Below are 13,314 nucleotides of genomic sequence, written 5' to 3' on the forward strand. Positions count from 1 at the left end.
GCGCCCCCCCGCCCCCGGTGCCGGGGGGGCGGGGGGGCCCCGGGCCCCCCCCCCCCTCCTCGGATCGTCCCGGTCCGGACTAGGACTGCTGCGCGCGCTCCAGCACCAGCTCGCGGACACGGGCGGCATCCGCCTGTCCCTGCATGGCCTTCATCACGGCGCCGATGATGGCGCCGGCCGCCTGGACCTTGCCGTCCTTGATCTTGGCGAGGACGTCGGGCTGCGCGGCGAGCGCCTGGTCGACCGCGGCGGTGAGCGCCGAGTCGTCCGACACGACCTTGAGCCCGCGGGCCTCGACGACCTGGGCCGGCGAGCCCTCGCCCGCGATGACGCCCTCGAGCACCTGACGCGCCAGACGGTCGGTCAGGTCACCGGACTCGACCAGCGCGATCGTCTCGGCGACGTGCTGCGCCGACACGAGGTCGCCTGCCGAAGCCTCCTGCGCGTTCGCGACACGGCTGATCTCGCCGGTCCACCACTTGCGCGCGGCCTGGGGCGACGCACCGGCTGCGACCGTGGCCTCGACCTCGTCGAGCAGGCCGCCGTTGACGACGTCCTGGAACTCGAGGTCGCTGAAGCCCCACTCGCCCTTGAGCCGACGGCGGCGTGCCACCGGCGCCTCGGGCAGCGACGCCCGGAGCTCCTCGATCACGGCCGGGTCCGGCACGACCGGGAGCAGGTCGGGCTCCGGGAAGTAGCGGTAGTCGTCGGCGTCGGACTTCGGACGCCCGGCCGAGGTGCGACCGGTGTCCTCGTGCCAGTGCCGGGTCTCCTGCGTGATCGAACCACCGGCCGCGAGGATGGCCGCCTGGCGCTGGATCTCGTAGCGGATGGCCCGCTCGACGGCGCGGAAGGAGTTGACGTTCTTCGTCTCGGTGCGTGTGCCGAGCTTCTCCTGGCCGCGCGGACGCAGCGAGATGTTCGCGTCGCAGCGGAGGTTGCCGCGCTCCATGCGGGCCTCGGAGACGCCGAGCGCCCGGACGAGGTCGCGGATCACCTGGACGTACGCCGCACCGAGCTCGGGTGCGCGCTCCTCCGTGCCGAAGATCGGCTTCGTGACGATCTCGACGAGCGGGACCCCGGCGCGGTTGTAGTCGACGAGCGAGTACTCGGCGCCCTGGATGCGACCCGTCGCGCCGCCCACGTGCGTCAGCTTGCCGGCGTCCTCTTCCATGTGGGCGCGCTCGATCGGCACCTGGAAGATCGTGCCGTCCGCGAGCTCGACCTCGACCTCGCCCTCGTACGCGATCGGCTCGTCGTACTGCGAGATCTGGTAGTTCTTCGGGTTGTCCGGGTAGTAGTAGTTCTTCCGGGCGAACCGCGAGGACTCGGCGATCGAGCAGCCGAGCGCGAGCCCGAGCTGGATCGAGTAGCGCACGGCCTGCTCGTTGACGACCGGCAGCGACCCGGGCAGCCCGAGGTCGACCGGCGTCACGTTCGTGTTCGGCTCGCCACCGAAGAAGTTCGGCGCGTCCGAGAACATCTTGGTCTTCGTCGCGAGCTCGACGTGGACCTCGAAGCCGAGGACCGGCTCGTACAGCCGGAGCGCCTCGTCGAAGTCCATCAGCGCGTCCTTCTGCGCCATCAGATCACACCTTCCTGCGCAGCGGCCTGCTGGGTCTGGTCGAGGTCCGGGATGCTGTCGATGAGCGGCCGGCCCCACTGCTGCTCGAGGAGACGCTCGAGGGCGGCGCCGTAGCGGTACAGCCGGGCGTCCTCGCGCTGCGGCGCCATGAGCTGGACCCCCGTGGGCAGCGAGTCCTCGGGAGCGAGGCCGTTCGGGATGCTCATGCCGGGCACGCCGGCGAGGTTCGCCGGGATCGTCGTGAGGTCGTTGAGGTACATCGCCAGCGGGTCGTCGATGCGCTCGCCGATCGGGAACGCGGTCGTCGGGGCCGACGGGCTGACCAGCAGGTCGACCTGTTCGAACGCGGCCTGGAAGTCACGCTGGACCAGGGTCCGGACCTTCTGCGCCGACCCGTAGTAGGCGTCGTAGTAGCCGGCGCTCAGCGCGTAGGTGCCGAGGATGATGCGACGCTTCACCTCGGGACCGAAACCGGCCTCGCGCGTGGCGGCCATGACGTCCTCGACGGTGGCGCCGTTCTCGGGCGTCACCCGGAGCCCGAAGCGGACCGAGTCGAACTTCGCGAGGTTCGACGACGCCTCGGCCGGGAGGATCAGGTAGTAGGCACTGATCGCGTAGGCGAACGACGGCGCGTCGATCTCGACGACGACGGCACCGGCCGACTCGAGCAGCGCCACGGTCTCCTGGAAGCGCTGGGTGACGCCGGCCTGGAAGCCCTCGCCCCCGGCGAGCTCCTTCACGACGCCGACGCGGAGGCCCCGCAGCGTGTCCGCCTGCAGCCCTTCGCGCGCCGCGGCCGCCATCGACGGCCAGGCGTCGGGGATGCTCGTCGAGTCGCGCGGGTCGTGTCCACCGATGACGTCGTGCAGCAGCGCGGCGTCGAGGACCGTGCGCGACACCGGGCCGACCTGGTCGAGGCTGGACGCCAGGGCGATCGCGCCGTAGCGGCTCACCCCGCCGTAGGTCGGCTTCACGCCGACGGTCCCGGTGACGGCACCCGGCTGACGGATCGAGCCGCCGGTGTCCGAGCCGAGGGCGAGCGGTGCCTCGTGCGCGGCCACCGCGGCGGCCGAACCGCCGCCGGAGCCGCCCGGGATCCGGTCGAGGTCCCACGGGTTGTGCGTCGGGCCGTAGGCCGAGAACTCGGTCGTCGACCCCATGGCGAACTCGTCCATGTTCGTCTTGCCGAGCGGCACGAGGCCGGCCGCACGGAGCTTCGCGACCGGGGTCGCGTCGTACGGCGGGACCCAGCCTTCGAGGATCTTCGAGCCGGACGTCGTGGGCATGTCCTGCGTGCACAGGACGTCCTTGATGGCGATCGGCACGCCGGCGAGCGGGCCGAGGTCGTCTCCGGCGGCGCGGCGGGAGTCGATCGACTTCGCCGCCGCGATCGCGTTCTGGTTGACGTGCAGGAAGGCGTGGACGTCGCCGTCCACCGCCTGGATGCGGTCGAGGTGCGCCTGGGTGGCCTCGACGCTCGAGACGTCGCGCGCCACGAGGGCGTCGGCGAGCGCCGCGGCGCTCAGCTTCGTGATGTCGGTCACTGCTCTTCTCCCAGGATGGCCGTCACGCGGAACCGTTCGCCGTCGGAGTCCGGAGCGCCCGAGAGCGCCTGCTCCTGCGTGAGGGTCGGGCCGACCACGTCGGGTCGGGTGACGTTGCCGAGCGGCACGGGGTGACTGGTCGCGGGGACGTCCGGGGTGGCGACCTCGGTGACCTTGGCGACGCTGTCGACGATGTGCGACAGCTCCCCCGTGAGCTTCTCGATCTCTTCGGGCGTGAGTGCGATACGTGCGAGGTTCGCCAGGTGGGCGACCTGCTCGCTCGTGATGTCAGGCATGGTGCTCCGTCGATCGGTTCGTGGATTGCGCACCAGTCTATTGGTGCCTCAGTGGCCTTTCTGCTTCCCCTGCGGCTTCTGTGGAGACTGCTCGGCGGGCTGCTGCCCCTGTGGAGACTGCTGCCCCGGCTGCTGCGTGGTGGGCGTGTTCCCCTGCCCGGAACCGGCCGTGGACCCCGCCGAGGCACCCGCCGAACCCGCGTCCCCGCTCGACGACGTGTGACTGACCTGCCCGATCATCGCGGGGTCGGCCGCCGGCAGCGCCCCGCCCCCGACCGTCTGGTCGAGGTACGTCATCATCGACTTCCCGACGCCGAACTTCGCGCTGTACCCGGTGGTCCCCTGCAGGAACGGCCAGTTCGCCAGGCTCACGTTGCCCTGGACGTTGCCGATCCAGGTCGCGTTCGTGTACTTCGTGCTCGACGCCACGAGCCAGTTCTGCACGTCGCCGTCGGTGGTGCCGGTCTTCGCGAACTTCGGGGTGCTGTCGCCGGGGTTGGCGCTCGCGGCCGTGCCGGATCCGGTCAGCACGCCCTGCAGCGCGTAGTCGACCGTCCCGGCCACGTCGGCCGCGACGCCCTGCGTGCAGGACGACGGCGTCGGGGTGATCTTCGTGCCGTCGGACTCGGTGACGGAGTCGATGGCGGTCGGGGTGCAGACGACGCCGCCGTTCGCGAAACCCGCGTAGGCCTCGGCCAGGTCGATCGGGGACAGGTTGTTGACGCCGAGGATCGACGACGGGGTCTGCCCGAGTGCGCCGCCGCGCGCCGGGTGGATGCCCATCGACTGGGCGAGCTGGGCGATCTTGCAGAGGTCGAGCTGCTTGCCCATCGCGGCGTAGGCGGTGTTGATCGACTCCGACGTCGCCGCCTGCACGGTCATCGAGGACGGCACGTTCTCGGCGTTCGACACCGGCCAGGTGCCGCCGCTGACGTTCTGGCAGGTGTTCGTGAACTCCGAGTTCTGGAACGTGTGCTCCGTCGTCGACACCGACTGCGACAGCGTGTGCCCGGTGGCGAGCCACTCGGCGAGCGTGAACACCTTGTACGTCGAGCCGGTCTGGAAGCCACCCGAGTTGCCGTAGCCGCTGTCGGCGCTGTAGTTCACCGCGGTCGACCCGGCGGTCGAGGTGTCGCCCTGCGTGTACTGCGTGTTCTGCACCATCGAGAGGATCCGGCCGGTCCCCGGCTCCACGGTGACGTTCGAGCCACCGACGTCGACGCCCGCCATCGTCGACGGGACGTAGGTCGACAGCGCGGTCTGCGCCCGTGCCTGCAGGTCGAGGTCGAGGGAGGTGTGGATCTCGAGGCCCTTGGTGTCGAGCGTCGCGATGCGCTCGGCGGCGGTCTTGCCGAACGCGGGGTCCTGCAGCACCTGGTCGCGCACGTAGTCGCAGAAGTAGCCGGCGTCGTACCCGCTCGCGGCCGACGAGCAGCCGTTCGCCGTCGCGGTGATCCTCGGCGTGATCGGCGTCGCCTTCGCCTGGTCGAGCTGCGCCTTGGTGATGTCGTGGTGGACGTACATGCGCTGCAGCACGTAGTCGCGGCGCTCCTTGGTGGCCGCGTAGCCGTTCTTCGCGCCGTTGTCGGCGTTCGACGGCTGGTCGATGCGCAGGTTCGACGGGTTGTTGAGGATGGCGACGAGGGTGGCCGACTGCACGAGCGAGAGGTCCTTCGCGTGCACGCCGAAGTAGTACTCGGCACCGGCCTCGGCGCCGTACACCCGACCGCCGAGGCCGACGAGGTTGAGGTACCCGGTGAGGATCTGGTCCTTCGAGTACTTCTTGTTCACGGCGATCGCGTACCGCATCTCCTGGAGCTTGCGCTGCGGGGTCACTCCGGCGGCGTCCTCGTAGCACGCCGCGATCTTCTTCTCGGTGTCCGCGGCGTCCTTGCCCGTGAGCTCCTCGCACTGCTGCACGAGGACGTTCTTCACGTACTGCTGGGTGATGCTCGATCCGCCCTGCACGTCACCGCCGACGACCGTCGCCGCCGCACCGCGGAGCGTGCCCACGACGTCGATGCCGCCCTCGTCGTAGAAGCGGGGGTCCTCGGTGTCGATCGCCGCCTGCTTGAGGGTCTTCGCCATCGCCCCCGACGCCACGGTCGTGCGGTTCTCGGCGTAGAACGAGGCGATCTTGACCTGTTGGCCGCCCTTCTCCGCGTAGACGGAGGAGACCTGCTGCGGCGTCTGGATGTCGAGGTAGCTCGGCAGGTCCTCGAAGAAGGACACCGCCCCGGAGGTGCTCTCGCCGGCGACGGCGACCCCCGGCGTGACCGCCACGGCGACGAGCATGCCGGCCAGCGCCGACATCGCGACGAACGTCAGGAGAGCACCAGGCCATCGCACCACACGCATGCAGGGAACCGTACGGTCACGATCTGGACCGGTTCTGCCGTGGAACGAGTCCAGGCTGCGCCGCCGCTCAGGTTGCCACCCAGGATCAGTCGCGTGGCTGGAGGTCCTGCGGTCGGACGAGGTACATGTCGGGCGACGTCTGCGGCAGCCCGTCGTGACCGCGCTCGCCCCGCCGCACCTGCTCGCGGACGAGGTCACCGCGGCCGACGGCGATGAGCGCCACGTCGTGCAGCGACGCCGTGCCCGGCTTCAGGTAGTCGTTGTGGCCGACCGGTCGACGGAACACGTCGCCGGCGCCCTGCGCGTCGACGCCGCCGGTCAGGTTGAGCACCGTCGAGCCGAAGCCCGCCGAGCCGGGGTCGGTGCCGAAGTACCCGGAACCGGCGATCGGGTCGCTGTGCGCGTCGCCGACGAACACCCCTCCGGTGCGCACGGCCAGGTCCGCGGCGGTGCGGACGTCGCTCCCCGGTGACCCCAGGACCGTCAAGGTGTCGGCGCTCATCTGCCCCGACGCCAGCGCCATGAGCGCCGCGGTCGACCCGTAGGAGTGGGCGACGATGTTGACCCGCGGTTCGTCCCCGTCCCGGATCGTGCGCAGCCCGCCGACCGCGCGCGCGAGCCGCTCCCCGCCCGTCTTCGCCATCCCGAGCGACATGATGTTCGACAGGTCGGGCGTGCGGTACCCCATCCACGCCACGACCGCGACGCCGTTCCCCGATCCGGGAGCCGCGAGCCCGGCGACCGTGGCCTGCTCGGTGTAGAGGTCGTTCGCGGTGTTCGTGAAGTCCGCCATCTGGCCGGTCACGGTGAAGAACATCCCGGGGACGACGACCGTGACGTCGGCAGCGGTGTCCAGGTCCCCGACGGCGATGGCCGCACGTCCGGCCCCCCGCGTGTCGAGTGTGATGAGGAACCGGTCCGGCGCTCCGTCCTCGTGCACGAGTGCGTCGCGGACCTGGCCGAGCATCGCGGTCACGGCCGCGGCGGTCGAGTGGTCGGCGAGGCCCGTGACGAGGACCGCGCGGTTCGCCCGGTCGCGGACCGAGTAGGGCACGCCCTCGAGGTTCCCGACGACCGACGGTGCGAGCGTCGTCAGCGTCTCGCGCTCGTCGTCCGTGAGTCCGGACCACCAGGCGGCGACCTCGGTGGCGCTCGGCGGGTGGTCCTCGGCGGTGGCGAGCACGCGGCGGTCCCGTCCGGCTCGGAGCAGGTCCGCTCGGCCGAGCGACGACAGGTCCGTCAGGAACGCGGGACCGCGGTCGAGCCCGACCCGGTCCGACGCGAGATGTACCCCGGTCATGACCGGTCGGGGTACTGAGCCGTCCTCAGGGAGGTGCGCGGCGGCGTGCACGACGGCCGCGGAGTGGGCGGCGGGCGCGACTGGGGCCTCGACCACTCCGAGCGAGTGCATCGAGGCGGTGAGCAGAGCCGCGGCGATGAGCAGCAATCGGGTCTCCCCCGGGAAGGCCGTCCCGTCGTCCCCCTGCAGACGACGGGTGATGCTCTGTCGAGTGTAAGGAGAACAGCGCTCACCCGGGCGTGCGCGATGCAACTTGTCCCCCGAACTGGGGACATACACAGGCGCGCCGCAGCGTGCGGCCCGGAGCCGGACGTGCTCGCGCCCCCGCTCAGCCCTCGGCGGCGCCTTCGGTCGGGGACTCAGGAGCCTCGCCGAGCGCTCCCGGCCCCTCGGTCACGAGCAGTCGGAACTGCTCCGCGTCGATGATCCGGACCCCGAGCTGCTCGGCCTTGGTGAGCTTCGAACCGGCACCGGGTCCGGCCGCGACGAAGTCCGTCTTCTTGCTCACGCTCGAGGCGGCCTTGCCGCCCGCGGCGATGATCGCCTCTTGTGCGCCTTCCCGGCTGTACCCCTCGAGGGAACCGGTCGCGACCACCGTCAACCCGCTGAGCACACCGCCGTCCTCGGCCGCAGCGCCCGGTCCGGGGTGCCCGGGCGTGGTGAACTGCACGCCCGCCGCCGTCCAGCGGTCGATGATGTCGCGGTGCCAGTCGACCTCGAACCAGTCGAGCAGGGCGTCGGCGATGATGCCGCCCACGCCGTCCACCGCCGCGAGCTCTTCGCGCGAGGCGGCACGGATGGCGTCGAGGGAGCCGAAGTGGTTCGCGAGCGCACGGGCGGCCACCGGCCCGACGTGCCGGATGCTCAGGCCGACCATGATCCGCCAGAGCGGTTTCGTCTTGGCGGCGTCGATGTTCGCGAGCATCTCGAACGCGTTCTTCGACGGGTACCGACTCGGCTCGCCGGTGTAGTCCGCTCCCCGGGCATCGGGGTCGAAGGGCGGGTCGGTCTTCTTGCGCGCCCGGCTGAACGGGGTGACCCGCTTCGGCGCACCCTCGTCCGTGGTCTTCTCCATGCCGGTCTCGGCGTCGCGGACGATGACCTCGATCGGGACGATGTCCTCCATCATCAGGTCGAACAGGCCGGCCTCGGTCCGGAGCGGGGGCTGCTCGGGGTGGAGTGGCTGGGTCAGGGCGGCCGCGGCGACCTCGCCCAGCCCCTCGATGTCGAGCGAGCCGCGCGAGGCGATGTGCTCGACCCGGCCGCGCACCTGCGCCGGGCAGCTCTTCGCGTTCGGGCAGCGGAGGTCGATGTCGCCCTCCTTCGCCGGGGCGAGGGGCGTTCCGCACTCGGGGCAGTTCGTCGGCATGACGAACTCGCGCTCGCTGCCGTCGCGGAGCTCGACGACCGGACCGAGCACCTCGGGGATGACGTCGCCGGCCTTGCGGAGCACCACGGTGTCGCCGATGAGGACGCCCTTCGCCTTGACGACCTGCTGGTTGTGCAGGGTCGCCTGGCGGACGACGGACCCGGCGACCTCGGCCGGGGCCATCACCGCGAAGGGCGTGGCGCGACCGGTCCGACCGACGCTGACGACCACGTCGAGGAGCTTCGTGTGGACCTCTTCCGGCGGGTACTTGTAGGCGATCGCCCAGCGCGGGGCACGCGACGTCGACCCGAGCTCCTCGTGCAGGGCGAGGTCGTCGACCTTGATCACGATGCCGTCGATCTGGTGCTCGACCGAGGCCCGACGCTCGCCGTAGTCCTTGACGAAACCGAGCACCTCGTCGATGGAGTCGAAGACCCGGTAGTGCGAACTCGTCGGCAGGCCCCAGGTCTGCAGGAGCTCGTACACCTCGGACTGCGCGCGGACGTCGGTGTCCCGCTCGAGTTCGCGGACGGGCCAGGCGCCGATGCCGTGCACGAGCATGCGGAGCCGACGCAGCCGGTCCACCATGAGCTCGCGCTTGGCCTCGGACTTGCCCTCTTCCTTCTGCCGCAGGGACCCGGCTGCGGCGTTGCGCGGGTTCGCGAACACGCGCTCCCCCGCCTCGCGCTGCTTGGCGTTCAGTTCGTCGAACTGCTCGACGGGGAAGAATATCTCGCCGCGGACCTCGACCAGGGGCGGGTGCCCGGAGCCGGACAGGCGGTCCGGGATCGTGCCCATCGTGCGGACGTTGCCGGTGACGTCCTCGCCGACGACGCCGTCACCGCGCGTCGCGGCGGAGACGAGCCGGCCGTTCTCGTACCGGAGGTTGATCGCGAGCCCGTCGATCTTGAGTTCGGTGAGGAACCGGACGCGCTCGGCACCGGCGTCGCGCTGCACCTTGACCGCCCAGCCGACCAGTTCGTCCGGGCTGAAGACGTTGTCGAGGCTGAGCATGCGCTCGGCGTGCTCGACGGGCGCGAACTGCACGGTCTGCGCCTGTCCGCCCACGGTCTGCGTCGGGCTGTCCTCGGTGAGGAGTTCCGGGAAGCGCCGCTCGATGGCGTCGAGGCGGTGGACGAGGGCGTCGTAGTCGCCGTCTGAGACCGTCGAACCGTTCTCGTCGTAGTACGCGTGCCGCAGTTCGTTGATGCTGGACCGGAGCCGGTCGACCTCTCGCTGCGCCTGCGCCGCGTCGAGTGCTGCGGGGTCGATCGTCTCGAACGTCGAGTCCGCGGGCGTCGTGTCGCTCATGCCCTCAGTTCTACCGGCAACCACCGACCGGACGCGCAGCCGACGGACAACCCGGGAGCGCCGCGTGGTCAGACCGCGGCGGGCACGGCCGAGACCGTCGCGTCGATGGTGCACTGCCCGAGCACGCGGGTGCCGACGTAGACGACCGCGGTCTGCCCCGGCGCGACGCCCGAGAGGGGCTCGTCGACGTCGATCACCAGCTGGCCGTCGGTCACCCGTGCGGTCGCCGGCACCGGGTCGGCGTGCGCCCGGATCTGCACGTCGCAGGCGAACGGCGTGGACGGGTCGGTCGGCGCCGTGCCGGCCCAGGTGAAGCGGGAGCCGGACATCGAGGTCACGTCGAGCGCCTCCTTCGGGCCGACCACGACGGTGTTCTCCTTCGGGCGGATCTCGAGCACGAACCGCGGCTTGCCGTCCGCTGCCGGCCGACCGAGGTGCAGTCCGCGCCGCTGCCCCACCGTGTACCCGGTCGCGCCCTCGTGCGCACCGACGACGGTGCCGTCCCGCTCGACGACGTCGCCGGGGGCCGTGCCGACGCGGTCGGCCAGCCACCCGCGGGTGTCACCGTCCGGGATGAAGCAGATGTCGTAGGAGTCGGGCTTCTGCGCCACGGTGAGCCCACGCGCGGCGGCCTCGGCGCGGACCTCGTCCTTCGAGGGGGTCGCCCCGAGCGGGAACATCGCGTGCTGGAGCTGCTCGGCCGTCAGGACGCCGAGGACGTAGGACTGGTCCTTCGCCCACGCCGCCGACCGGTGCAGCTCGCGCGACCCGTCCGGGCCGGTGAGGATCGACGCGTAGTGCCCGGTGCAGACGGCGTCGAACCCGAGGGCGAGCGCCTTCTCGAGGAGCGCCGCGAACTTGATCCGCTCGTTGCAGCGCATGCAGGGGTTCGGCGTGCGGCCGGCCTGGTACTCGGCCACGAAGTCGTCGACGACGTCCTCCTTGAACCGTGCCGAGAAGTCCCAGACGTAGTACGGGATGCCGAGCGCCGACGCGGCGCGCTGGGCGTCCATCGAGTCCTCGATCGTGCAGCACCCGCGGCTGCCGGTGCGCAGGGTGCCGGGCATGCGGCTCAGCGCCAGGTGCACGCCGACCACGTCGTGCCCGGCGTCGACCGCCCGGGCTGCGGCCACCGCCGAGTCGACACCACCGCTCATCGCCGCCAGAACTCGCATGCATCCAGGGTAACCCGCCCTCGGAGCGGTACCGCGGGCGTACCGTTGACCGAGCGATGACCTCCGAGACCCCCGCCTTCGACTTCCGGGCAGTCCTGCTGTCCGGCTTCCTGCCTGCCGCGCTGTTCGCGATCGGCGAGGGCGCGATCATCCCGATCATCCCGATCGCAGCGGACTCCCTCGGCGCGAGCCTGGCATTCGCCGGCTTCGTCGCGGCGCTCATCCTCGTCGGCGAGCTCATCGGGGACGTGCCGTCCGGCGTCGTCGTCGCACGCATCGGCGAGCGCAACGCGATGATCGGCGCCGCTGCGGTCTCGGTCGGCGGGCTCCTGGTGTGCACGGTCGCCCCGAACCCGTGGGTGCTCGCCCTCGGCGTCTTCCTCGTCGGCGTCTCCACCGCGGTCTTCGCGCTCGCCCGGCACGCCTACATGACCACCGCGATCCCCCTGCACATCCGGGCACGGGCGCTGTCGAGCCTCGGCGGGGTGTTCCGCTTCGGCTACTTCGTCGGCCCGTTCATCGCCGCGGGCGTCGTGCACCTGACGGGCACCACGCAGAGCGCGTTCTGGATCCACATCGTCTGCTGCCTCCTGGCGGCGGCGACCCTCCTCGTCCTGCGCGACCCCGCGACGGGCGCACGGGGCTTCCGCAGGCCGAGCCGCGCCTCCCGGACCACCGCGGACCACGCGACGGACGTGACCGAGCCGCCCACCGACACCGGCGCGCAGTTCGTGCAGGAGGAAGCGCACGGCCTCTTCCGCACCATCCGCGCCAATCGGGCTGTGCTCCTCCGGCTCGGCAGCGGTGCCGGCCTGATCGGCGCGCTCCGCGCCGGACGGCAGGTCATCCTGCCGCTCTGGGCGGTCAGCGTCGGGTTGGACGACTCGACGGCCGCCCTCGTGATCGGCATCGCCGGCGCCGTCGACTTCGCGCTCTTCTACACGAGCGGGCAGATCATGGACCGGTGGGGGCGGCTCGCGAGCGCGCTCCCGTGCATGGTCGGGCTCAGCATCAGCTACTTCCTGCTGGCGTGGTCCGGCCACCTCGATGCGCGTGTGGGCTGGTTCGTCGCGATCGCCATGGGGATGTCGCTCGCGAACGGCGTCGGTTCCGGCATCCTCATGACGCTCGGCGCGGACCTCGCCCCTCGGGACCACCCCGCTCCCTTCCTCGGCGCCTGGCGGTTCACCGGCGACTTCGGGCAAGCCGCAGCCCCCCTCGTGATCTCCGGCGTCACCGCCGTCGCGTCGATCGCCGTGGCGAGCGGCGTGATGGGCGTGCTCGGCCTCGTCGGAGCGGGCATCCTGCTCCGGTACGTCCCGCGGTACCTCCCCCGGAAGCTGCGCTGACCGCCCGGCGGACGGCCGGGCGATGCGGGTCGGGAGGCGCGGATCGCGTCCGCCGGGAGGGTCACGCTCGGTAGACTGCCGCTGCTCGCGGGAGTGGTGGAATCGGTAGACACGCAGGATTTAGGTTCCTGTGCCCCTGGCGTGAGGGTTCGAGTCCCTCCTTCCGCACCAGAGATCGCGTCCTCGCGCATCTCATACCACCGAGGGACGTCGCCGTCACCCGCGGACGGTACCCTCGTCCTGCGGGACGCCTCCCCGTGTCCCGCCTCCACGACCGGAAGAACCATGCACTCCGTCGCACTCGCTCTGATCCCCTGGTTGGATCCGCAGTACATCCTCGACAACTTCGGGGCAATCGCCGTCTTCGTGGTGTGCGCCATCATCTTCGCCGAGACCGGGCTGCTCGTCGGCTTCATCTTCCCGGGCGACAGCCTGCTCGTGATCACCGGCCTGTTCGCCTTCGACCGTGGCGGTGAGATCGGCGGCATCCCGATCTGGGTCGCCGCGCTCATGATCGCTGCGTCGGCCTTCCTCGGCGGTGAGCTCGGCTACTACATCGGCAAGAAGGCCGGACCGCCGATCTTCGAGCGCAAGGAGAGCGGTCTGTTCTCCAAGGCGAACGTCGACCGCACCAACGCGTTCTTCCACCGGTTCGGGCCGCTCGCGGTGATCCTCGCCCGGTTCGTCCCCGTCGTGCGGACGTTCCTGCCGATCGCCGCCGGTGTGGGCCGGATGAACTACAAGAAGTACTCGCTCTACAACGCGATCGGTGCCGTGATCTGGGGCGTCGGCGTGACCTTCCTCGGGTACTTCATCGGGCACATCCCGTTCGTCGCGCACATCGTCCGGTCCTACATCGACGTCATCCTGCTCGCGGCCGTCGTCGTGACGGTCGTGCCGATGGCGCTGACGTACTTCCGCAACGCGCGCAAGGCGAAGCGCGCCGAGGCCGCTGCCGAGGCGGGGGCGGAGCCGCAGCCCTGACGGTGGTCCCTGCCTGACAGGAGGCGCGGTGCCGGCTGGCACC

At 71.2% G+C, this 13,314-nt stretch carries 9 protein-coding genes and 1 tRNA gene; 3 read left to right on the forward strand and 7 right to left on the reverse strand.

All coding sequences use genetic code 11. The features are described from left to right. Positions 1–79: 79 nt before the first annotated feature. From gatB to mnmA, 7 genes are all read right to left on the reverse strand, one after another. A complete protein-coding gene (gene gatB, locus Q7F20_RS14775; RefSeq protein WP_305740831.1) occupies positions 80–1,585 on the reverse strand; it encodes an Asp-tRNA(Asn)/Glu-tRNA(Gln) amidotransferase subunit GatB in 1,506 nt (501 codons plus the stop codon). Continuing rightward, a complete protein-coding gene (gene gatA, locus Q7F20_RS14780) occupies positions 1,585–3,129 on the reverse strand; it encodes an Asp-tRNA(Asn)/Glu-tRNA(Gln) amidotransferase subunit GatA (RefSeq protein ID WP_305740832.1) in 1,545 nt (514 codons plus the stop codon). Before gatA ends, gatB begins: the two co-directional genes overlap by 1 nt. Then, complete coding sequence (gatC, locus tag Q7F20_RS14785; RefSeq protein ID WP_070416660.1) at positions 3,126–3,425, reverse strand: Asp-tRNA(Asn)/Glu-tRNA(Gln) amidotransferase subunit GatC; 300 nt, start codon at positions 3,423–3,425, stop codon at positions 3,126–3,128. The genes gatA and gatC overlap by 4 nt, the downstream gene beginning before the upstream one ends. 48 nt (positions 3,426–3,473) lie before the next feature. After that, complete coding sequence (locus Q7F20_RS14790; protein ID WP_305740833.1) at positions 3,474–5,783, reverse strand: transglycosylase domain-containing protein; 2,310 nt, start codon at positions 5,781–5,783, stop codon at positions 3,474–3,476. An 85-nt stretch (positions 5,784–5,868) separates the two neighbouring features. After that, positions 5,869–7,230, reverse strand: coding sequence for an alpha/beta hydrolase (locus tag Q7F20_RS14795; protein WP_305740834.1), 1,362 nt, complete (start codon positions 7,228–7,230; stop codon positions 5,869–5,871). 181 nt (positions 7,231–7,411) lie between these two features. Continuing rightward, positions 7,412–9,763: an NAD-dependent DNA ligase LigA gene (gene ligA, locus Q7F20_RS14800; RefSeq protein WP_305740835.1), complete on the reverse strand. Its 2,352-nt coding sequence runs from the start codon at positions 9,761–9,763 to the stop codon at positions 7,412–7,414. A 68-nt stretch (positions 9,764–9,831) separates the two neighbouring features. Continuing rightward, positions 9,832–10,938: a tRNA 2-thiouridine(34) synthase MnmA gene (gene mnmA / locus Q7F20_RS14805; protein WP_305740836.1), complete on the reverse strand. Its 1,107-nt coding sequence runs from the start codon at positions 10,936–10,938 to the stop codon at positions 9,832–9,834. A gap of 56 nt (positions 10,939–10,994) precedes the next feature. On the opposite strand from mnmA, the gene Q7F20_RS14810 reads away from it, so the two are divergent. The 3 genes from Q7F20_RS14810 to Q7F20_RS14820 all read left to right on the forward strand — a co-directional run bounded on the left by Q7F20_RS14810 (position 10,995) and on the right by Q7F20_RS14820 (position 13,271). Further along, positions 10,995–12,287 carry an MFS transporter gene (locus Q7F20_RS14810; RefSeq protein ID WP_305740837.1) on the forward strand — a complete coding sequence of 431 codons (1,293 nt, stop codon included), beginning with the start codon at positions 10,995–10,997 and terminating at the stop codon, positions 12,285–12,287. 87 nt (positions 12,288–12,374) lie between these two features. Further along, positions 12,375–12,458, forward strand: a tRNA-Leu gene (locus tag Q7F20_RS14815). 114 nt (positions 12,459–12,572) lie between these two features. Then, positions 12,573–13,271, forward strand: a complete 699-nt coding sequence (locus Q7F20_RS14820) for a DedA family protein (RefSeq protein WP_305740838.1) — start codon at positions 12,573–12,575, stop codon at positions 13,269–13,271. Positions 13,272–13,314: the final 43 nt, after the last annotated feature.

The organism is Curtobacterium sp. A7_M15, from assembly GCF_030705415.1.
Lineage (GTDB): Bacteria > Actinomycetota > Actinomycetes > Actinomycetales > Microbacteriaceae > Curtobacterium.